The 20,873-nt window shown below is 43.6% G+C and carries 23 protein-coding genes; all 23 read right to left on the bottom strand.

What is annotated here, in order from left to right:
• Nucleotides 1-7: 7 nt before the first annotated feature.
• Complete coding sequence (locus tag MHH46_RS19115) at nt 8-889, bottom strand: MinD/ParA family protein (RefSeq protein WP_076190887.1); 882 nt, start codon at nt 887-889, stop codon at nt 8-10.
• Nucleotides 886-2,298 carry a flagellar biosynthesis protein FlhF gene (gene flhF, locus MHH46_RS19120; protein ID WP_076190884.1) on the bottom strand — a complete coding sequence of 471 codons (1,413 nt, stop codon included), beginning with the start codon at nt 2,296-2,298 and terminating at the stop codon, nt 886-888. Before flhF ends, MHH46_RS19115 begins: the two co-directional genes overlap by 4 nt.
• A complete protein-coding gene (gene flhA, locus MHH46_RS19125) occupies nt 2,295-4,328 on the bottom strand; it encodes a flagellar biosynthesis protein FlhA (protein ID WP_076182665.1) in 2,034 nt (677 codons plus the stop codon). Before flhA ends, flhF begins: the two co-directional genes overlap by 4 nt.
• An 18-nt stretch (nt 4,329-4,346) precedes the next feature.
• A complete protein-coding gene (gene flhB, locus MHH46_RS19130; protein WP_076190881.1) occupies nt 4,347-5,441 on the bottom strand; it encodes a flagellar biosynthesis protein FlhB in 1,095 nt (364 codons plus the stop codon).
• A 22-nt stretch (nt 5,442-5,463) separates the two neighbouring features.
• Nucleotides 5,464-6,249: a flagellar biosynthetic protein FliR gene (fliR, locus tag MHH46_RS19135; protein ID WP_036688514.1), complete on the bottom strand. Its 786-nt coding sequence runs from the start codon at nt 6,247-6,249 to the stop codon at nt 5,464-5,466.
• Nucleotides 6,250-6,258: 9 nt separating this feature from the next.
• Nucleotides 6,259-6,528: a flagellar biosynthesis protein FliQ gene (gene fliQ / locus MHH46_RS19140; RefSeq protein ID WP_036688516.1), complete on the bottom strand. Its 270-nt coding sequence runs from the start codon at nt 6,526-6,528 to the stop codon at nt 6,259-6,261.
• Nucleotides 6,529-6,549: 21 nt separating this feature from the next.
• Nucleotides 6,550-7,311, bottom strand: a complete 762-nt coding sequence (fliP, locus tag MHH46_RS19145; protein WP_036688518.1) for a flagellar type III secretion system pore protein FliP — start codon at nt 7,309-7,311, stop codon at nt 6,550-6,552.
• Complete coding sequence (locus MHH46_RS19150; RefSeq protein WP_036688521.1) at nt 7,308-7,832, bottom strand: flagellar biosynthetic protein FliO; 525 nt, start codon at nt 7,830-7,832, stop codon at nt 7,308-7,310. The genes fliP and MHH46_RS19150 overlap by 4 nt, the downstream gene beginning before the upstream one ends.
• A 9-nt stretch (nt 7,833-7,841) precedes the next feature.
• Nucleotides 7,842-8,207 carry a response regulator gene (locus MHH46_RS19155; RefSeq protein WP_076127811.1) on the bottom strand — a complete coding sequence of 122 codons (366 nt, stop codon included), beginning with the start codon at nt 8,205-8,207 and terminating at the stop codon, nt 7,842-7,844.
• Nucleotides 8,208-8,233: 26 nt separating this feature from the next.
• Nucleotides 8,234-9,538 carry a flagellar motor switch phosphatase FliY gene (gene fliY / locus MHH46_RS19160; protein ID WP_076182668.1) on the bottom strand — a complete coding sequence of 435 codons (1,305 nt, stop codon included), beginning with the start codon at nt 9,536-9,538 and terminating at the stop codon, nt 8,234-8,236.
• Nucleotides 9,528-10,526, bottom strand: a complete 999-nt coding sequence (gene fliM, locus MHH46_RS19165; protein ID WP_036688529.1) for a flagellar motor switch protein FliM — start codon at nt 10,524-10,526, stop codon at nt 9,528-9,530. The genes fliY and fliM overlap by 11 nt, the downstream gene beginning before the upstream one ends.
• A 39-nt stretch (nt 10,527-10,565) precedes the next feature.
• The gene (locus MHH46_RS19170) at nt 10,566-11,033 is read right to left on the bottom strand and encodes a flagellar basal body-associated FliL family protein (protein ID WP_076100380.1); all 468 of its coding nucleotides are present in this window, start codon (nt 11,031-11,033) and stop codon (nt 10,566-10,568) included.
• Entirely contained in the window at nt 11,030-11,254 is a 225-nt protein-coding gene (locus MHH46_RS19175) for a flagellar FlbD family protein (protein WP_036688535.1), read from the bottom strand. The genes MHH46_RS19170 and MHH46_RS19175 overlap by 4 nt, the downstream gene beginning before the upstream one ends.
• An 89-nt stretch (nt 11,255-11,343) precedes the next feature.
• Entirely contained in the window at nt 11,344-12,162 is an 819-nt protein-coding gene (gene flgG / locus MHH46_RS19180; RefSeq protein WP_036688538.1) for a flagellar basal body rod protein FlgG, read from the bottom strand.
• Between the two features lie 104 nt (nt 12,163-12,266).
• Entirely contained in the window at nt 12,267-12,650 is a 384-nt protein-coding gene (locus tag MHH46_RS19185) for a TIGR02530 family flagellar biosynthesis protein (RefSeq protein ID WP_036688541.1), read from the bottom strand.
• Nucleotides 12,647-13,144 (bottom strand): flagellar hook capping FlgD N-terminal domain-containing protein, encoded by a 498-nt coding sequence (locus MHH46_RS19190; protein WP_036688543.1) that lies wholly within the window; start codon nt 13,142-13,144, stop codon nt 12,647-12,649. The genes MHH46_RS19185 and MHH46_RS19190 overlap by 4 nt, the downstream gene beginning before the upstream one ends.
• Nucleotides 13,145-13,177: 33 nt before the next feature.
• Complete coding sequence (locus MHH46_RS19195; protein WP_076190878.1) at nt 13,178-14,659, bottom strand: flagellar hook-length control protein FliK; 1,482 nt, start codon at nt 14,657-14,659, stop codon at nt 13,178-13,180.
• Between the two features lie 24 nt (nt 14,660-14,683).
• Nucleotides 14,684-15,601, bottom strand: a complete 918-nt coding sequence (locus tag MHH46_RS19200; protein WP_076127908.1) for a MotE family protein — start codon at nt 15,599-15,601, stop codon at nt 14,684-14,686.
• Between the two features lie 39 nt (nt 15,602-15,640).
• Nucleotides 15,641-16,084, bottom strand: a complete 444-nt coding sequence (fliJ, locus tag MHH46_RS19205; protein WP_036688544.1) for a flagellar export protein FliJ — start codon at nt 16,082-16,084, stop codon at nt 15,641-15,643.
• Between the two features lie 9 nt (nt 16,085-16,093).
• Nucleotides 16,094-17,407, bottom strand: coding sequence for a flagellar protein export ATPase FliI (fliI, locus tag MHH46_RS19210; protein ID WP_036688546.1), 1,314 nt, complete (start codon nt 17,405-17,407; stop codon nt 16,094-16,096).
• Nucleotides 17,400-18,248, bottom strand: coding sequence for a FliH/SctL family protein (locus MHH46_RS19215; protein WP_036688548.1), 849 nt, complete (start codon nt 18,246-18,248; stop codon nt 17,400-17,402). Before MHH46_RS19215 ends, fliI begins: the two co-directional genes overlap by 8 nt.
• Nucleotides 18,241-19,257 (bottom strand): flagellar motor switch protein FliG, encoded by a 1,017-nt coding sequence (fliG, locus tag MHH46_RS19220; RefSeq protein WP_036688550.1) that lies wholly within the window; start codon nt 19,255-19,257, stop codon nt 18,241-18,243. Before fliG ends, MHH46_RS19215 begins: the two co-directional genes overlap by 8 nt.
• A 4-nt stretch (nt 19,258-19,261) precedes the next feature.
• Nucleotides 19,262-20,848 (bottom strand): flagellar basal-body MS-ring/collar protein FliF, encoded by a 1,587-nt coding sequence (gene fliF, locus MHH46_RS19225; RefSeq protein WP_076127802.1) that lies wholly within the window; start codon nt 20,846-20,848, stop codon nt 19,262-19,264.
• Nucleotides 20,849-20,873: the final 25 nt, after the last annotated feature.

Genomic DNA, 20,873 nt, shown 5'->3' on the forward strand with positions numbered 1-20,873 from the left:
AGAACAACTATTTACTTCGCTTTAACCATTTATGGATAAAGCCTTTAATCCCTTGGACTTTTGTGGTCTTTTTAGAATCAATGGTCAAATAACTTAGGGCAAGCCGATGTATATCCTTTGCAGCAATACTGTTTGGAAAAGCCAATGTGAAAGGCGTTTGCCTTTTGACAGCCTGCACTACATGGGCATCTGAGCTTATATGACCAAGATAAGAAATATCTAATTGCAAAAAACGACTGGCGGCCATTCGGATCTTGTCGCTTGTCGATATAGCTTCCCTTTCATCACCTGCCTGGTTCACAATCAATTTAAAGGAAGTCTCAGGATAGGTACGATTCACAACCTTCATTAATGCGTATGCATCTGTGATAGCTGTTGGTTCTGGTGTAGTAACGACTAAGCAATCGTCGGCAGAAGTTATAAACTTCATCGTTTCCTTAGATAATCCAGCACCTGTATCGAACAAAATATAATCCATGCTGTCCGCGATAAGTGCTATCTGATTTGTGAAATAATCAAGATCAGACTCTGAAAGAGTAAATAGCTCATCCATTCCAGAGCCACCAGCTATAAAAGGGAGCGAATTCGGACCGTATTGAATAATCTGCTCGATATCCGCTTCTCTTTTTAACAAATGATAAAGATTATATCTCGCCGATACGCCCATCAACACATCTATATTAGCCATGCCGATATCTGCATCGAACAGCAAAACCCGTTTGCCCATAGCCTTTAAAGTTAGAGCGAAGTTAAGTGTAAAATTCGACTTACCAACGCCCCCTTTACCACTACACACCGTAATGATCCTGGCGGATGATCCCCCTCTTACAGCTACTTTAGAATCCTGACTGGATACAAGCTGTCTTAAGGATTGTGCCTGATCCATCATGTTTCACCTGTTCCAAGAAGCAACTCACTAAGCTGTCCTTTGGTAGCCATAAGCAGATCATCAGGTACATTTTGACCATCGGTCATATAAGACAAGGTAAGTGGGAAGTCATTCAGGACATTAAAGAGCGGGCCGTAACTCCCCGTCTCATCCAGCTTTGTGAAAATAACCTTATCCAGTCTATATCTGCCGAAATGCTCTGCAATAAGTTTCATATCACGGCTTTTGGAGGTCAGGCTAAGCACAAGATAGGTTTCACTTCTCAATTCCTTCGCAAGCAAGCTTTGCAGTTCTGCTACTAGCATATCATTGCGATAATTTCGGCCAGCTGTATCCATTAATACTAGATCACAACTCTCCAAGCGAAAGAGTGCTCTTTGCAAATCTCCTGGCGATTGGACAACCTCCAGTGGAACATTGAGGATAGCAGCATAGGTTCGCAACTGTTCAACAGCTGAGATTCTATACGTATCGGAGGTGATAAAACCTACCTTGCGTCCGTGCTTAAATAGCTGTTCTGCCGCAAGCTTAGCTATGGTTGTGGTCTTTCCAACTCCAGTGGGTCCGGCAATATATACAATTTGAGTATCCCGGGCAATTCCATCAGCAATTCGTCCCGTCAGGAAACCATCAATCTGTTCTTTAAGAGATCCCATAAATTTCTCAGGTCCCCAAGTACGCCCTTCATCTACCCAACGTTCCGAGATGTTACTGATCCATTCCTCAACAAGCACAGCATCCATTTCTTGCTCTAATAAAAGATCCCGTAGCTCCTGCAGACTGTCTGGCAGTTCTCTTCCACCTGAGGATTGTCTGGCAATTCGCTCCATCCAGAGCTTCATATCTCTAATCTCACGAAGAACATCATTTTCGAGAGCAGTGGCAACCTCTGGCGATTGTTCTAATCCTAATGATTCATACAACGCTGATACAGAAGGTGCATCTTCCAGATTTAATTCAGGAAGTTTTTGCTCAGGTACTGGCTCCGGATGCTTGGCTATCGATTCTTGTACATTGATAGCTTCCGATAAGGCTGCGGCAATCTCAGCAAACGTCCGTGACTCTTCTGGCTTTTCTAATGAAACAGAAGGTACGGAAGGTACGGAAGGTATAGAAGGTATAGAAGGTATAGAAGGTATAGTGGAAGCAGATGACGCTTTTTGATAAGCCTGTGGTACTGCACTCCGTGGAATGTTCATCGCTGGCGCAGCCGGCTTTTTTGGAACATTATTCTTCTCTGCCTTTTCTACTGCTGCTACAACTTCTATTTTTTTCTTCTTAAATAACCCTAAAAATCCGCCGATTTTGATTTCCTTTGTACTTAAAATGACGGCCTCGCTCCCAAGCTCGTTGCGAATGGAAAGCATGGCGTCAGGCATCGAATCGACCACGTAACGCTTCACTCTCATAAATTCACCACTCCGACGCTTTGTATTTCAATGTTAGGCTCTAGCTCGCTATAAGACAGTACAGGAATGTCCTGCATCGTTCGTTCAATCACCTGCCGCAAATACATACGAATGGTTGGTGATGTGAGCACTATTGGCTGTTGCCCTGTCTGCAGCAATCGATTGATCTGTTCACTTAACCGCTGATAGATCGTTTGTGTCGAAGTTGGATCTAGGGCCAAATAACTTCCCTGTTCAGATTGCTGCACACTCTCGGAAATTTTCTTTTCAAGATTAGGTCCAACTGTGATGACTTTCAGTGTCTCTCCTGCTTGTGAGAATTGCTGAGTAATCTGTCTGGACAAGGACTGACGAACATATTCAGTGAGAATATCCGGATCCTTGGTGTATGTCCCATAATCCGCCAATGTTTCAAAAATCGTAACCAAATCTCTGATCGATATCTTTTCACGAAGCAGCTTAGCAAGCACCTTCTGCACATCCCCAATCGCCAATACAGAAGGAATAAGATCGTCGACGAGCACTGGATAATTATCCCTAAGGTTGTCCACCAGCATCTTAGTTTCCTGTCTTCCTATCAGCTCATGTCCATGACGTTTGATTAACTCCGTCAGATGTGTTGCGACAACAGATGGAGGGTCTACTACAGTATAGCCGGACAATTCAGCCCGCTCTTTAACCGATTCATCAATCCATAATGCTGGAAGCCCAAAGGATGGTTCGATGGTCTCAATACCGTTTATAGATTCATCATCATATCCTGGACTCATTGCAAGGTAATGATTAAGTAATAATTCACCACCGCCGACTGTATTTCCTTTAATTTTTATGACATATTCATTCGGTTTTAGTTGAATATTGTCGCGAATGCGAATAACAGGTACTACAAGACCCATTTCTAGGGCACATTGCCGTCGAATCATGATGATACGATCTAACAGATCGCCTCCCTGACCTGTATCCGCCAAAGGAATAAGACCATAACCAAACTCGAATTCAATGGGATCAACTGACAGCAAATTAATGACACTTTCCGGACTTCGTACCTCTTCAATCTGCTTCTCTTCAACAAGTTGCTCTTCGGCAATCTGTTTCTTATTTAAATTTTGTCCCATACGGTAGGCTGCAAAAGCCAGCAATCCGGCCAATGGGAGCGTTGTAATCATATGTATGGGTGTAAAGAGTCCAAGAAAAGCTACCGTAACTGCGACAATATACAACAATTTCGGATAGGACAACAACTGTCCTGTCAGCTCTTCTGCAAGATTACCTTCCGAAGAAGCTCTAGTAACAATCAAGCCGGCTGCTGTCGAAATCAGCAAAGCTGGAATTTGACTGACGAGACCGTCCCCAATGGTCAATACAGAATAAGTGGATAACGCAGTAGCAAAGTCCATCCCGTGAACCATCATACCGATGATAAATCCACCGATGAGATTGATCAGCAAGATGATAATACTCGCAATCGCGTCTCCTTTAACGAATTTACTCGCACCGTCCATGGCTCCGAAAAAATCCGCTTCGCGTTCTACGTTACGACGACGCTCACGTGCCTGGGTTTCGTTAATCATGCCTGCGTTAAGATCGGCATCAATACTCATTTGCTTACCGGGCATCGCATCCAAGGTAAATCTAGCGCCTACCTCAGCTACGCGCTCTGAACCTTTGGTGATAACAATAAACTGAACTACTACCAGGATCAGAAACACGATAAATCCAACAGCAATTTGTCCGCCAGCGATCCAGCTACCGAAAGTAGATACCACTGAACCGGCATCTCCATAAGTCAGGATCAGTTTTGTAGTCGAGATGTTAAGTGACAGACGAAACAGTGTGGTTACTAGGAGCAATGAAGGGAAAATTGAAAATTCGAGTGCATTTTTCGTATTCATAGCAACCAGAATGATAATTAATGCGATTGAGATGTTAATAACAAGCAAAACGTCCAATAGCCAGGACGGGATAGGCAGAATCATCATAAGCACGATCCCGATGATGCCTAGCAAAACTGTTAAATCTTTAGCTTTCAATGTCCTAACCCCCCCGCCTTATCTCCTCTTACCTTTAAGCTTATATACATATGCCAGCACTTCAGCCACAGCCTGGAACAGATCATTTGGAACGACATCTCCAATCTCTGCCCTTTGGAATAATGCCCGTGCCAGCGGTTTGTTTTCCATAGTCACGACGCCGTGCTCTTTAGCCAGCTCCCGGATGCGAAGTGCTACATAATCCTGCCCTTTTGCTATAATCTGCGGCGCTTCCATCTTGGTACCGTCATATTTAAGCGCAACAGCAAAGTGCGTAGGATTCGTAATGATTACATCCGCATTTGGAACTTCCTGCATCATACGCTGCATGGCCATTCTACGTTGGCGTTCCCTGATCTTACCTTTGATTAGAGGGTCACCCTCCATTTTTTTGTATTCATCCTTGATATCCTGCTTGGACATTTTTAGGCTTTTTTCATGCTCGTATTTCTGATACATGTAGTCCAGAAAAGCCATAACCAATAGGGCAGCCCCGATTTTCAAACCAAGACTCATCGTCAGCTTGGCCGCAAATTTAAAAATCCCCTCCGCACTGATATGCGACAGGGATGCAAAGTTCTTCTTTTCTCCCCATAAAGTGCTATATACCAGATAAGCGATAATTAGAAGCTTAAATATGGATTTCAGGAACTCGACAAACGAACGCATGGAGAAAATATTTTTGAACCCTTTTATCGGATTAAGCTTGCTGAATTTAGGGGTGATCCCCTCTCCTGTGGTCATAAATCCCACCTGCGCCAAATTGCTTACCAGCGCCATAACAAAAACTATTCCAAGTAATGGAGCTAGCAAAATCAGTATTTGTAGTCCATATTTATTAAATAGCAGCGTTATATTCTCAGGAGTTACCTCCAGTGTCATTTGATTCTGAAATACATCCATATATAGCTTCATGAAGCGTTCTTTCATAAAACCACCAAACATCATCAAGCTAACTACTGCTGATAACAATACAACTGCACCGGATAGCTCAGCACTTTTGGCTACTTGACCCTTTTTACGAGCATCTTGCCGTTTCTTCGGGGTTGCTTTTTCCGTCTTTTCACCGGCGAATTGTTGAAGATCCAGTCTATACCGCTTCGTCTTAGGCATAATACGCTCCCCTTACGGTCACCTACGGACTCTTCCCCATGAGATTCAATAAATTCTCCATGGATTCGAACATGATATCGAAGAGATTCTGAAACAGCACAGCCAGACCAGGCATCAGCACTAAAAGCAGTGCAAGACCTATAATGATTTTGAGCGGAACCCCAATAACAAATACATTATATTGCGGAGCCGTTCTCGCCAAGAAAGCAAGGCCAACATCAGTCAGAAACAGCGCAGTTACTAAAGGAGCCGACATTTGAAAAGCGAGTACAAAGGACTGAGCAAATGTTCGAACCAGAAACTCTGACAAACTACCGTCAATCATGCCTAGAAATAAATCATTATTCATAGGAACCCATTTATAACTGTACACAATAGCATCTAGCAGATGGTGATGACCATTCATGCTCAGAAACATTAGCAGGGCTATCATATATTTGAAATTACCAAGAATTGGTGCAGACGTTCCAGTCATAGGATCGATAACATTAGCAATACCGAAGCCAATCTGAATATCAATAAATGAACCTGCTGTCTGAATCGCCATAAACATCAAATATCCAACGAAACCTAGCAATAATCCTATTAATACCTCTCTGGCAATCAGCAAAATATAACTGAAATCCTGCGGGATCGTAAGCCCTGTTCCGTTAGCACTAAAGACAACCAATGCTACAAAAAAAGAAATGCCAATCTTAAAGGTTGTCGGGACCCCTTGTGAAGAAAATACAGGAACGACAACAAAAAAAGCGGTTATTCGACAAAAAATAAGCAAAAAGACGGGTAAACTTTGCAGTATGGTCTCCATGTTCATTGATTAACCAATATACATATAGAGATTACCCAAAATTTGGCTTGTAAAGTCAATCAGCTTCGTGATGATCCACGGACCAAATAGCAATAAAGCCAGTAGCACTGCGACGATTTTGGGAACAAACGCTAGCGTCTGTTCCTGAATCTGTGTCGTAGCCTGAAAAATACTGATTATTAGCCCTACCACCAGACCAAGAATCAGCATGGGTGCGCTGACTTCCAGCACTAAATATACGGCTTGGCTTGCTAGCCCGATTATAAACTCCGTACTCATCCCTCATGCCTCCTCTTTAGGTCAGGTGTTAAAACTAAGAAGTAATGATTTAATGACTAAGTACCAGCCGTCTACCAGTACAAAGAGCATTATTTTAAAAGGTAATGAAATCATAACCGGGGGAAGCATCATCATCCCCATGGCCATCAGTGTGCTCGCCACAACAATATCAATAATCAGGAATGGTATGAAAATTAAGAAGCCCATTGTAAAAGCCTTTTTCAATTCGCCAATTGCAAAAGCTGGCACCATCACCGTCAGTGGAATATCACTGTATGTAGCCGGTTTAGTAGATCCGGTATAACCGGTGTATTTCATAAATAACAGAAGATCTTTGGTGTTCGTCTGTTTAAACATAAATTCTTTCATCGGATCAGCAGCTTTATCAAAAGCCTCAGTTTGGGTGATTGTCCCCTTCATATACGGCTGCAACGCATTTTCATTCACTGTGGCCAGCGTTGGTGACATAATGAACAGGGTCAAAAACAGAGCAAGTCCTACCAGCACCTGATTCGGAGGCATTGCCTGAGTACCCAGCGAGGTTCTCACAAAACCTAATACGATTACAATTCTAGTAAAGCTAGTCATAAGAACCAGAAACGCCGGAGCAATACTCAGAACCGTAACAAGAAGAAGAATTGATATGGAACTGGTACCACTGCTTGAACCTTCATTACCGACCTGAATATTAACATTAGGTATAGGATCAGCATGTATCGGCGTCATCATAACCACACTGATAATACCGAACAGCAGAATAGCAAGAATTAGCTTCTTTTTCATATATTCCTCGACTCATCCTTAGTAACATCATCCCGAAGCAGCTCTTCCATTTTCTCTTTACGCTCTGGTGCAGAACGAAGCTTGGATTGCAGAGTCTCGTAAAAAGATGATGTTTCACTAAGTTCAATTTCCTGAGATGGAACCTCCCCACGCAGCTTTACCTTAACCTTGGCAATAAGCGGTGCGAGGAAATTATTCTGGTTAGAGGACTGATCCTCAAATGCCGCAATGATCAATGCTACCTCATCCGGATCGGTGACTTTATCCAAAATGGATATATTCTCACCAATCCCGATTAAGTAAAGACTGCTTCCCAGTTCGATAACCTGCATCGACTTATTAGGTCCAAGCCCAATTGCACCAAGCGTTCTTATGGAACGGTTGCTCATAAAGGTCTGATTACGTCGTCCAAGAAAACGAATTAGTACCACTATAAGTACAATGATTATCGCCAGGACAATAATAACTTTAAACAAATTCAGCAGGGTGTTACTGCTTCCGAGCGTTTCGGAATATAACATGACTTTATCCTACGCGCCCAACGTTTTGTTAATAGCTTCGATAACCCGGTCAGCTTGGAAAGGCTTCACAATAAAGTCTTTAGCTCCTGCTTGGATTGCATCGATAACCATAGCCTGCTGGCCCATGGCTGAACACATAATAACCTTTGCAGCCGGATCTACTTTTTTGATTTCTTTCAGGGCGGCGATTCCGTCCATCTCAGGCATAGTAATATCCATCGTGATGAGGTCCGGACGCAGTTCCTTGAATTTTTCTATCGCTTGAGAACCGTCCTGAGCTTCGCCCACTACTTCAAATCCGTTTTTCGACAAAATGTCACGGATCATCATTCTCATAAATGCTGCATCGTCCACGATTAGAATTCGGTTAGCCATTTTTACAAAATCCTCCCTAAGTATGCTTATTGTAATTTCTGAATTCGGTCCCACTGGCTGACGATATCCGTAACGCGTACGCCAAAGTTTTCGTCGATAACAACGACTTCACCTTTGGCAATAAGCTTGTTGTTAACCAAAATATCTACAGGCTCACCTGCGAGCTTGTCCAGCTCAATAATTGAGCCTTGTGACATTTCTAAAATATCTTTGATCTGCTTCTGGGTCCTTCCTAATTCTACGGTTACTCTAAGCGGTATGTCCATCAATAAATTTAAATTATTTTCATCAATATGACCAAAGGCCCCACCATTCAGATTTGCAAATTGCACAGGCTGTACATTTACATTGCGATTTGCCTCAGAATTAAGCGGTGGTGTCTGTCCATATGGCATCCCTTGCGGTGGCATACCGTATGGTGGCATCCCAGGCATTCCGTATGCTGGCATACCCGCTGGAGGATAATAATACCCGCCTTCTGGCATCCCTGGATACGGTGGCATACCCTGCGGTGGATATGGTGGTTGCGTTCCTCCTGCGGGCTGTGAGGGCGCCTGTTGCACCGGAGGTGCTGGAGGTGGTGTCTCAGCAGAATTAGTCACGGCAGGTGTTTCAGCCATTGTGACCGCTGCCTCCTCCTCTGCAGGACTAACATCACCAAGAAGCATGGATACCATATCTTTTGCGAACTGAACAGGCAAGAGCTGCATAATAGTAGAATCTATCAAATCACCAATTTTAAGCCGGAACGAAATACGAATTAGGGTCTCATCGTCTGGCAGACTGCCTACTCCTTCTCCGCTGGACATATTCAAAATGTCGATACCCGGAGGCGAGATATTAACAAAACGATTAAAAATCGTAGACATCGATGTAGCAGAAGAACCCATCATTTGATTCATAGCTTCTTGCACAGCGCTAATATGAATTTCATTCAACTCTTCATCCTTAGGTTCGCCAGCACCGCCAAGCATTAGATCGGCAATAACCTGCGCATCCCTAATCTTAATAACAAGTGAGTTAATCCCTTGAAACCCATCCACATATTGAACGTGAACAGCTACATGCGGTTTAGGAAAAGCAATTTCAAACTCCCCGCGTGTAATGATCGAAACTTGAGGGGTTGTAATATCTACTTTTTTCCCTAGTAAAGTGGAAAGTGCTGTTGCTGCACTGCCAAACGTTATATTACCAATTTCGCCCAAAGCATCCTGTTCAAACGGTGTTAGATAGTCATCTACCGTTTTCTCCGTAGGAGCTAATGAGCCCTCCGCAGATTGTCTCAGAAGGGCGTCGATTTCTTCTTGGGATAAATAATCTTTACTCGTCAAATTCTTCAACTCCTTCATTGACAATTTCGTCTATTTGCACGGCTACCCGATCTTTAACCATTCCGGGACTTCCGATGAACTTAAGCTTCTCCCCTACCTTAATCGACAGTCCAGAATCTACGTTTCTGTTGAGAGAAATCACGTCACCGACACTAAGCCCTAAGAATTCAGATATGGATAAGCTCGATTCTCCAAGTTCAGCAACAATCGGCAGCTTCGCTTTATGAACTCTAGCTCTAATGGCCAGTAGCTCATCTTCATCCCGCGTCTTCTTCTCTGTCACAAACCATTGGTGAACAGAAAGTCTGGACATGATAGGCTCTAGAACGACATGCGGTATACAAAGATTGATCATGCCTGTTGTGTCTCCAATTTTGGTACTTAGAGAGATTAATGCAATGGTCTCATTGGGCGATACAATCTGCATGAACTGCGGGTTCGTCTCAAGAGCTTCCATCCGCGGATGAATATCCAGCACCGTTTTCCAAGCCTCCTGCAGACTCTCAAAACATCTACTAAAGATACGCTCCATAATCGTTGTTTCGATCTCAGTTAGAGCATTAATCTTAGAAGGTGCAGTTCCAAAGCCTCCAAGCAACCTGTCCAGCATAGCAAAAGCAATGTTAGGATGAACTTCCATTACCATGCGGCCCTCTAAAGGTTCTGCTTCAAAAATGTTCAATATCGTCATTTTCGGTATGGAGCGAATAAATTCATCATAAGGGAGCTGCTCTACTTGAACGACATTAATCTGAACGAAGGTGCGCAATTGGGCTGAAAAATACGTTGTAAGATAACGGGCGAAATTGTCATGTATCCGTGTAAGACTGCGGATATGATCTTTGGAAAAGCGGACAGCCCGTTTAAAGTCATAAGAGCGGATTTTCTTCTGAGTTTCTTCCTTTTTAAGTTCATCGGCGTCCATCTCACCTGAAGAAAGTGCAGCAAGTAGAGCATCAATTTCGTTTTGTGATAGTACATCAACCAATTCAATCACCCCCCCATCAAAGAATTATCAGGAATAAAGCTACACAGAAGCCAAAAGGAATTTGGTGATTTCGATCTGAGTAATTTGGCCCTCAGTCAATGTCTTATTGATCAGATTAATAAGCTTACTGCTAAGCTGATCTTTTCCATTCGCTCCATTAAGGTCCTCAGGTTTGGTATCTGCAAGCGTCTTGATAATTATTGGTTTGATTTTGATCTCTTTTATTTTTTCGAATTCTTCCTTTGATTTCGCAGAACTCAGTTGGAAGGCGAAATCTACTTGAAGGATAAAATCGGGATCAGCAAGATTTGTTTTGATATCAATGATCTCTGCCGTCAATTCGACGATTTCATCTGCAGTTAAATGTTTTGTTTCCACATTTTGAACAGCAGCACTTACCTCGTTCGTATCTTTCGGAAAGATCCTGTCCATTAGTAAAAATGCGGCGACCACGATCAGAGTAATCGCTAGTAATATCGTGATGAGCCACGGCATCATCTTTTTCATGTTAGCTCCTCCATTGACTGGATTTTAATGGTGGCAGCATATGTGCCTATGTCCCTGTTATAATCCCGGATCTTCGTAATAACCTCATCGGCTTTTTCGAGAACGATCAGTCTTTTTCCGGTTACGAGCGTAATATATGTATCCGGGCTTTCTTCTACCATTTCGACCAGTAGGGCATTGATCCACATCGGTGTTCCATTTAATCTTGTTACCGATATCATAACAGGCCTCCTAACAAAATAGGGGGAGGAGTAACTCCCCCACGACTCCGCATGAACCATTTAAGAAAATATAGAATTTATTGATTAAATTAACGCTTCAGGTTTACTACTTCCTGCAGCACTTCATCAGAAGTTGTGATGATACGGGAATTCGCCTGGAATCCACGCTGTGATACGATCATTTCTGTAAATTCATTGGTAAGATCCACATTGGACATTTCCAGCTGTCCAGAGATGATTGCCCCGGTGCCATCTTCTGTATTGTTCGCTGTAGTCGGAACTAGTTCGCCTTCTGCATTCGCATTAAGTGTCATACGATACAGATTGCCTCCGATTTTCTCCAGACCAGATGGGTTAGTAACCTTGGCTACACCAATCTTCACCCCAGCTCCAGTCGTTCCATCTTCCATGGTCTGAACAATTGTTCCATCATTAGAGATAGAAAACGCCGTTACATCGTCACCTAATTGAATGATCCCACCGTCGGAATCTAAAACATGAAGTCCGTCAGCGGTAACCAGATTACGCGCAGCGTCAATGTGGAAATCTCCGGCGCGGGTCAAAAATGCAGTATCTTGATCCTCAGTAAGCTTAACCAGGAAAAAACCATCTCCATCGATACGTAAATCTGTTGGGTTGTTGGTGGTTTGAGCACTACCAGCCAAATGTAGGGTATCTATAGAAGCAATACTAACACCTAGTCCAACTTGTTTCGCATTTACCCCACCTTGACCATCCTCACCCGGTGCAGTAACACCAGAAACGGTTTGGCTCATAATATCCTTGAACATAACACGTCCGGATTTAAACCCGATAGTGTTTACGTTAGCAATATTATTACCGATTACATCAAGCTTAGTTTGAAAGCCTCTCATTCCTGAAACCCCTGAATACATTGATCTTAACATGTTTAATGTCCTCCCAGATTATAGAGTCCTAATAACTTTCCAAGTGAATTGGGACCGCGTCAGTCGGTCAGCGGCCGCCTCGGCTTTCCGTTAGGACCAGCCTATTATGAAATCACTATTGCACTATCGATTTGTGTAAATACATTATCTTTGATCGAGTTACCATCCATAGCAGTAACTACTGTGCGATTAGGAACGCTAACGATAAACGCCAAATCCTTCATTAATATCAAGGATTCTTTACTTCCCTTAGCAGCAGCTTTGTCCACAGCAGATGAAATTTGATCCAACTGACCGCTTCCAAGCTCTATCCCTCTTTGTTCTAGGCGCTTAGCAGCATGATTGCTGAATTTTAATAGTTTCTGTTGCAGTAAACTCTCAAAAGAAGCTTCCCCCGCCACAGACTGCTTAGGCAGCGAAGATCGTTGTAACGTTGTAGAATGCAGGGACGCAGGATACAGTTGGCCTATAGTAAGCCTGTCACTCATATGCTCGCCCCGCTTCCTCCGCTATTCTCCGGAGTATTACTATCTGTACCAGAACCGCTTTCTGGTGTTGCTGCGGCATTCTGAATTTGTGTAATATCGGTTAAAGCAATTCTGTCTTTTCCCACAACCGCATATTGAATACCATTGCTAACAACGATAGATTCAACATTACCTGTCTTAGGCAGCTTTGTGGCGGTGTCTGTCCAAGTAATATCTTTACCAATCAACCCGGATACAGATCCAAGGGACTGATTCATAGCATTAAGCTGAGTAGAGATATTCATCAATTGCTCCACGGATGTAAACTGGGCCATTTGCGCAATAAATTCTTTATCTTCCATCGGTTGCATCGGATCTTGATTTTGCAGCTGAGTAATCAAAATCTTCAAAAACTGATCCTTACCTAAAGTAGAATTACCCGTTGTCCGTGCACTAGAGTCGGGAGTTGTATAATTCCACTGATCTTTAGTAGAGACCGGAACTGTTGTCGCCATAACCACTCACCTCTCTTTCCTTTGTTATTAAAGTTAAGCCTTAGCAGAAAAAGATCCACCTTGGGACTGATCTTCTTGTCCCGCATTTGAAACCCAGTCCTTCCATTCACCATTCAGCTCTGCGGCTAGAACAGCATCACTGGCTTCCTCTCTGCTTTCTTTGGAACGTCTACCCTGCTGTCCACTTCCGGAATTAGGTTGGCGTCCTTCCTGCCCCCATTGCGAATTGAGTGGGGTATTATTTTGCGTAACTTCCAGCTTCTCCACTTGAAGACCTTGAGATTGCAATGCAGCGCGAAGCTGGTTCATTTGTTGTTCCAGCATATCTTTAGCGCCGGTATGTTCAGTCATGAACTGGGCAACTAAATGACCATTTTGCATGGTGATCTTAACATCAACTTGTCCGAGATTTTCTGGAAAAAGGGATATAGTCGCTTCAGCGATCCCACCTTTTTGCACAATCTCTAATTTGCCTGTAATGAAACCTGTCATTTCTTGAGCAAATTGCTGAACCGGAACAGGCGCTGCTGGCACTTCAGCCTTCAGCGGTGCTGTAATTCCTCCGCGCAGAGATAACTGCCCCGCAGTAACAACCTCATGATCCCCTTCGTTAGCTGTAATTCCTAGCGGGGAATCTTGAGCAGATTCTGTTGTCTTCGTTTCCCCGGTTACGCCTGTCTTGATTAACGGTGTGTTCGCAGTCTCTGCTTCAGCTTCTTGCACAGTTCCTGATGTCACAGGTGAGCTTACAACCGTATCATTTTTCACTACAACAGCTTCTCCGGAACGACTGCTCACATTCTGAATTGTTTTATCCGTTTGGTTATTTTTGCTTTCAGTAATAACGGGCTGTTGTAAGGAAGAATCAGAATTAATACTCACATTGCTGGTCTTTCCCTTCCCCTTATTAGTGTTAGAGGAGGACTCTTCTAAAAGCGCTGTGAAATTATTCAATAAACTGATTCCCTTAGTTGCAACTTCCTCATTGCCACTTACTGCAGCTTCTTGAATCATAGAAACTAAACTTTGCAAGTCATCTTGAACTGCAAATCTTAATGTATCAGCATTCTGTGCCAATGGTGACAAGCTTCCAGCCACTTCTGCTTCCGTTGTAGTAGTACCATTCTCTGCAGCATGGCTTCCAGATAGAAGTGCAGATACCTGAAGAATCCAAGCTTGCAAGGCTACCAACAGAGCTGGATCACTACTGATACTTTCATCCAGCTTCTCAACATCAGCAGCAAGTTTTTCAAGGAGCTCACCCTTCTGAGTGTCTTGCCCTGCTTGCTCTTCTCCAGTCGGCTGCACTTCCTTTAACAGGCCTTGCAGCAAAGAAGCTAGATTTCCCAATAGGGGTTCAGCTGGAGTCGACGAGGTGTTGGTATTGCCTCCCATGGTTTGTACCAGGGTTTGAGCAAATGGTGCAGCCGTCGTTGTTGTGCCCGTTGTAGTCGATGAACTCCCGTTTACTGCAGTTGCGTTTGCACTGACAAGCGATTGAACGACTAAACTCATTTATTTTTCACCTCCTTTCCCTATCTATTTAGCACCCATCAGACGATTAACAATTTTCGCAGTTTGCGCGCTATCATTTTTAGTCATTTCTCCCAAAATAGATGAACGAACACTATCACTTACGGTATTCATAATCGTCACGACCTTATCAGGGCTAATCTTGTACATTTCTCCTAGTAACGATGCTGCATTAGCAGGAGTCATTGAGCTGAAGGTCTGATTCAACTTTTCCTTATCCAAATTCTTACTGGTTGTTGCTGTTGCTGTTGTGCCGGCATCTTTCTTCAATCTAGATTGAAGGGCTGCGATCGCCATGTCACTCGAAGATGTGGTTTCTTTTAACTTAATCGTTACATCTGCAGCCTTTTGCGGATCCATTTTTTCCAAAATCGCAGTTTTACTCGCTTTATTCATGACACTGAAGATCTGTACCATTTCTTCTGTAGTTAAATTCTCCATGATCGGTGCAGCCTTCGAAGCTTTCATGCCCGCATACAGCTTAGCCAAATCAGAAACCTGTTTCTGATAAGGATCTTCAGTTTCTTCTGTGCTTGCCTCTGCGGTTTCAGCTTCCTTCTTCATACCTTCAATCTGTGACTCTAGCGCCTGAACCTTGGTATCCTGGGCTGTTTTTTCATCTGTAACCTTCTTCAGGTTTTCTTCCTGCTGGGCGAGCTGAGCTTTAAGCTCCTTAATCGTTGTCGCTGAGCTCACTTCCTGCTTTTTGCTTTCTTCCTTCGGTTTAGAAGGATCTGCAGGCGGATCAGGAACCCATTTTTCCAGGATAGGAATTTTATTCGCAACTTCAAGCACATTATTACGAATGTCCATATTAAAAAGCGTCAACAGTACTCCAAGCAGTACTAGCGTGAAGATAATCGGTATCATTAAGAATAAGAACCGCTCAAATTTCCCCGCTGACCCTTCATTTTCAAGTTCCATATCATTATCAATATTAGCCACTAGCGGAAACCTCCCGGGTTAGAGGGATTTCATCGCGAAGCGGACGGTTGCCATCTCATCCAGTTCGTTTTGTTCCCGTAAAATCATACTTTGCTGAAACAGTGTCTCAGCCTTGTCTTTTGCCTTCAACCATACTTTTTCATCTAAAACCTTAGTGCTTAACTGATCTTGTTTCTTCTGGACTTCTTGATGTGCACGGCTAATGTCCGTATGCTTACGGGCAATGCATTTATCCAGATATTCCACATACTCCTGCATTTCACGAATCTTAATCATAGGTGTCTTTTGCTCTGCGGCATTTTGTAAGGATAGCATGATAGCACTCCGCTGAAAGATGAGTTCATCCAGGCTTCTTTCCTGTGCCTGCAATTCTCCAAGCGCGCTTGAGAGCATCCATTCTGCCTGTGTCTTCTCATTGCCCTTCAAGTCAACGACTTTTTGAAAAGTATAATGAAACCTCATAATACCGAATCAACTCCTTGAGAACTGTGAAATTAAAGACTGTTGAACTTCAGCCAGCGTAACTTTTTCATTCACCTTTTGTTTGGTGAAATCCCAAATACTGTCGATAAATTCCATCGACTCGTCAATTTGAGCATTAGAGCCTCTTTGATAAGCTCCAATATTAATCAAATCCTCTGAATCCTTATAAACGGCCATAAGGCGTTTCACATTCTCCGCTGCTGCAATCTGTTCTTCTGGAGCAATATCCTTCATTACTCGACTTATGCTGGAAAGAACATCTATTGCTGGAAAGTGTCCTTTGTTAGCAATATTTCGATTGAGTACAATATGTCCGTCAAGTATTCCTCTTACTGCATCTGCGATCGGCTCGTTCATGTCATCACCATCAACCAGTACCGTATAGAAGGCTGTTATAGAGCCTGTAGGACCTGTACCGGCACGTTCCAGCAGTTTGGGTAAGCTGGCAAACACCGAAGGTGTATATCCCCGCATGGCTGGCGGCTCTCCAACTGCAAGTCCAACTTCACGTTGGGCCATGGCATAACGGGTGACCGAATCCATCATCAGCATTACATTAAGTCCACGATCGCGGAAATACTCGGCAATCGTTGTAGCGATAAGCGCACCTTTTATGCGAATCAATGCAGGTTGGTCAGAGGTAGCAACAATTACTACGGATCGCTGCAAGCCCTCTGGTCCTAAATCACGTTCGATGAAATCCAATACTTCTCTGCCACGCTCACCAATCAGAGCAATAACATTTACGTCGGCCGATGTATTCCGGGCAATCATCCCCATCAAAGTACTCTTGCCGACCCCCGAGCCAGCAAAAATACCGACCCGCTGTCCCTTGCCAATCGTTAGCAAACCGTCAATCGCTCTCACACCAATACTGATGGGTTCCTGCACCCGCGGTCTATTAAGTGGATTGGAAGGAATATTAAAGGTAGAGCTATGTGGCATTCGTGCTGGAATGAGAGAGCCATCAAGCGGCTGCCCCAGACCATCCAGTACTTTTCCTAACAATTCAGAACCTACTTGCACGCTAAGCGGCTTACCAGTGCCCACTACATCACAACCAGGTCCAATCGCCTGCAGTTCACCAAGTGGCATCAATAGTACCTTGTTATCACGGAAACCAACGACCTCAGCTTGCAGCGGTTTGTTTCCTTTAGAAGGGTAGATGTAGCATACATCACCTATACTTGCGTCAGGACCTTCCGATTCAACCATTAGACCGATTACCTGCGTCACTTTCCCATTGATCCTCACCGGATCGAGATTACGAAGTTGCTCCTTATAACGGTTGCTATTAAGCATCGTCTTCCCCATTTCTCTGCTCATCGGTGTCCAGCGCAATTCTTACCAGCTCTTTCTTGATCTCTGCGAGCTGAGTGTCGATTCGAGCATCAATGCTGCCAAAGGAAGAGCGGATAACACATCCTTGGTCTTTTACCGTTGAGTCGGGCAAGATTTGCAGTTCAGCCTGTGAATCAACAGCTAGTGATAATTCTTCCCGAGCAGCATTCACAAAAGCGAATTGCGCTGGGGATACACAAAGTGAGATCAAACCCTGTTCTCGCTTACGAGCCAGATTTTTGCGAATTAAGTCCATTGCGAATTGTGGTTCTACCGTTAACTGCTTGTCCACAATTTTCTCTGCAATATCACAGCTTAACTCTACTAAAAAAGGCTCCGCTTCCTGAATAATCACTTCTCTTGCTTTATACGCCTCAGTCAAAACAGCACGCGCTTCTTCCATCATCTCTGCAATCTTATGCTTCATCTCTTCCTCAGCCTGAGAAACACCTTCCTCATAACCTTGCTGATGAGCTTCAGCTTTGATAGCTTCGATCAGATGTTCATCCTGCTCACGCCGTTGTTTCCACCACTCTTCAGCCTCCGCTTTCGAGGACTCTACAATCTGTTCCGCTTCAAGAGATGCATTCCGAACCTGCTCTTCAGCAAAATCCTGAGCGTCCTTAAGCATTTGCTTACGCGTCTCTTCTGCCTCTTCACGTGCGGGATCATGATAGTCAGTCTCGCTTAAAGTCTCCTCGGGAACGGGCTCCTCAGTTAGGCCCGCATATTGCCGGGCCTGTTCCAGTCTCTTAAAGACATCAACCGGAACATACTGGGAGTGTTTGATCAGCTTAGACAATGATGTCATCTCCTCCGCCACGAGCGATGATAATTTCACCAGACTCTTCGAGTCTGCGGATCGTGCCTACAATACGAGTCTGTGCTTCTTCAACATCACGCAGCCGCACAGGACCCATGTATTCCATTTCTTCTCGGAACGTTTCTGCCATACGCTTGGACATATTTCTGAAAATAACATCCCGTACTTCTTCGCTGGCAACCTTGAGTGCAAGCTGTAAATCCGCATTATCGATATCACGAACAATGCGCTGTATTGAACGATTGTCCACATTAACAATATCTTCGAATACGAACATCCGTTTTTTGATCTCTTCGGCAAGCTCTGGATCTTGAATTTCGAGAGAATCCAGAATCGTACGTTCTGTCCCCCGGTCAACCCCATTCAAGATTTGTACAATTGATTCGATACCACCAGCATTTGTATAATCCTGGGTTACTGTAGCGGAAAGCTTCTGCTCCAGCACACGTTCAATTTGCGTAATTACTTCTGGAGAGGTACTGTCCATCACAGCAATTCTTCTCGCCACCTCTGCCTGCTTCTCTTGAGGAAGTGAGGAAAGGATTGCAGCAGCTTGTTCAAATTGCAGATAAGACAATACAAGTGCAATAGTCTGTACATTTTCATTCTGGATAAAGTTGAGAATCTGATTCGGATCCGCTTTTCGTGCAAAATCGAAAGGTCTTACTTGCAATGTTGCAGTCAGACGATTAATGACCTCCATTGCTTTTGTTGACCCAAGCGCTTTCTCCAGAATTTCTTTAGCGTAGTTAATACCGCCTTGTGATATATATTCCTGGGCGAGGCATATCTGATGGAATTCAGACATGATCGACTCTTTTTCACCGCTGTCCACTTTGCGAACATTAGCAATTTCAAGAGTCAGCTGTTCAATCTCCTCGTCTCTTAAATGTTTGAAAATTTGCGCCGATACCTCGGGCCCTAGTGTGATAAGCAGGATCGCAGCTTTTTGACGGCCACTAAGTCCCTGCTGGCTAGCCTTTGCCATTAGTTCACCTCTGTTCGTCTGCAAGCCATGTACGCAGCAGATTTACGAATTCGTCTGGCTTCTTCTTGGCCAAACTTTCCAATTGCTTACGAACTTGACTTTCATTCGTCACGCTCTCCAAGTTAATAGAAGGAAATTCAGTAGGAACCTGCAATGGAATGTCTTCATCTTCCTCTTCCACAGTCTGTTTACGACTCCGGTAGATTAGATATCCTCCACCTGCTCCAACCAGCAATGCTGCTGCTCCGATAGCCCATATCATCCAAGAAGCGAGACCACCTTTAACGGTGTTGGCATCGGTGCCACCAAATTGTTGCGAGTAGACCGAAACCTTTTTGGTCAAATCAGCGTCTGTATATGTAGTACCTGAATCTGCAAGAGAAGCGCGAACAATATTCACCAAAATATTTTGAATTGCAGCTGATGTTGCATCATCTAAACTTTTTTCTCCTGAAGGTGGTTCAACTGCAACATTTATGGTTAAGTCTTTAACAGTATACGGACTAGCAATAACATCTTTAGTAATTCGGTTAACTTCGAAGTTCCTCGTTTCCGAAGATTCCTCCGAGGTAGAAGTATCCGCACCCGCATTAGAAGGATAGCCCGTAACATCTTGAGAACCAGTGCCAGCCACTCCGCCAGTCGTGTTACCTTGACCCGAATACGAATTACTAATTATTTGTGAACTGATCTCAATCCCCTTCATGTTCTCTGTATCCACAGGGGTAACAAGATCTTCCTTCCGGTTTTCCTTGTCAAAGTTCAACTTTGAGAACACAAGAACATCCACTTTATCAGGACCGGTAAGAGTGCTAAGGAATTGTTTCACATTTTTCTTTACTTCTTCTTCGAATTTCTTCTGAAGAGCGAAGTTTTCTTCAACTTGGTTTGTGACACCAGCCTGTCCACCTTTAGCTGTTGGCATTAATTCAATTTCATTATTTGCAATAGTAATGTTGTCAATTGGTAAATTAGGCACAGCAGTTTTCACAAGATTGAAATACCCGTCAATATTGTCTTGGGTAGGTCTAAATCCTGGATCAAATGAAAGCACAACGGATGCAGACGCCTGCTCCTGATCAGCCTGTGAGGCAAAAACTGTCTCTTTAGGCAAATTAATCAGCACTTTTGCATCTTTAATCCCTTGCATACGTCTCATTAACTGTTCAACTTCACCGTTTAATGCATTATTGTACTTCACGTTAAACTCGCTATCTGTTGTACCTATCATTGACGAATTTTCGTCAAAGACTTTATATCCGATAGAGCCACCTTGAACAATCCCCTGAGAACCGATATCCACCTTGACCCGAGCTGCTTCTGTACTTGGTACAGAAATACTCTTTCCATCTTGACTTAATCGGTATGAAACACCTGCTGAATCTAAGGCTTTCATTACTCCAGCCGAATCCGTACTGTCCAAATCTTGAAATGCTACTTCATATTCTGTTTTTGAAAGCTGCATGGTCATAACTACGATTATTATTAGAATGATAAACAATGTTGAAAAGAATAAAATCTTCTGTTTACCACTAAATCTGTTCCAATACAAGAGAACCTTCTCCCGATATTGGGCAAATCTTTCATTCACAGTGTCACCCCATCCGAAACTAAGC

This window comes from Paenibacillus sp. FSL H8-0175, assembly GCF_045040615.1.
Classification (GTDB): domain Bacteria; phylum Bacillota; class Bacilli; order Paenibacillales; family Paenibacillaceae; genus Paenibacillus_AQ; species Paenibacillus_AQ odorifer.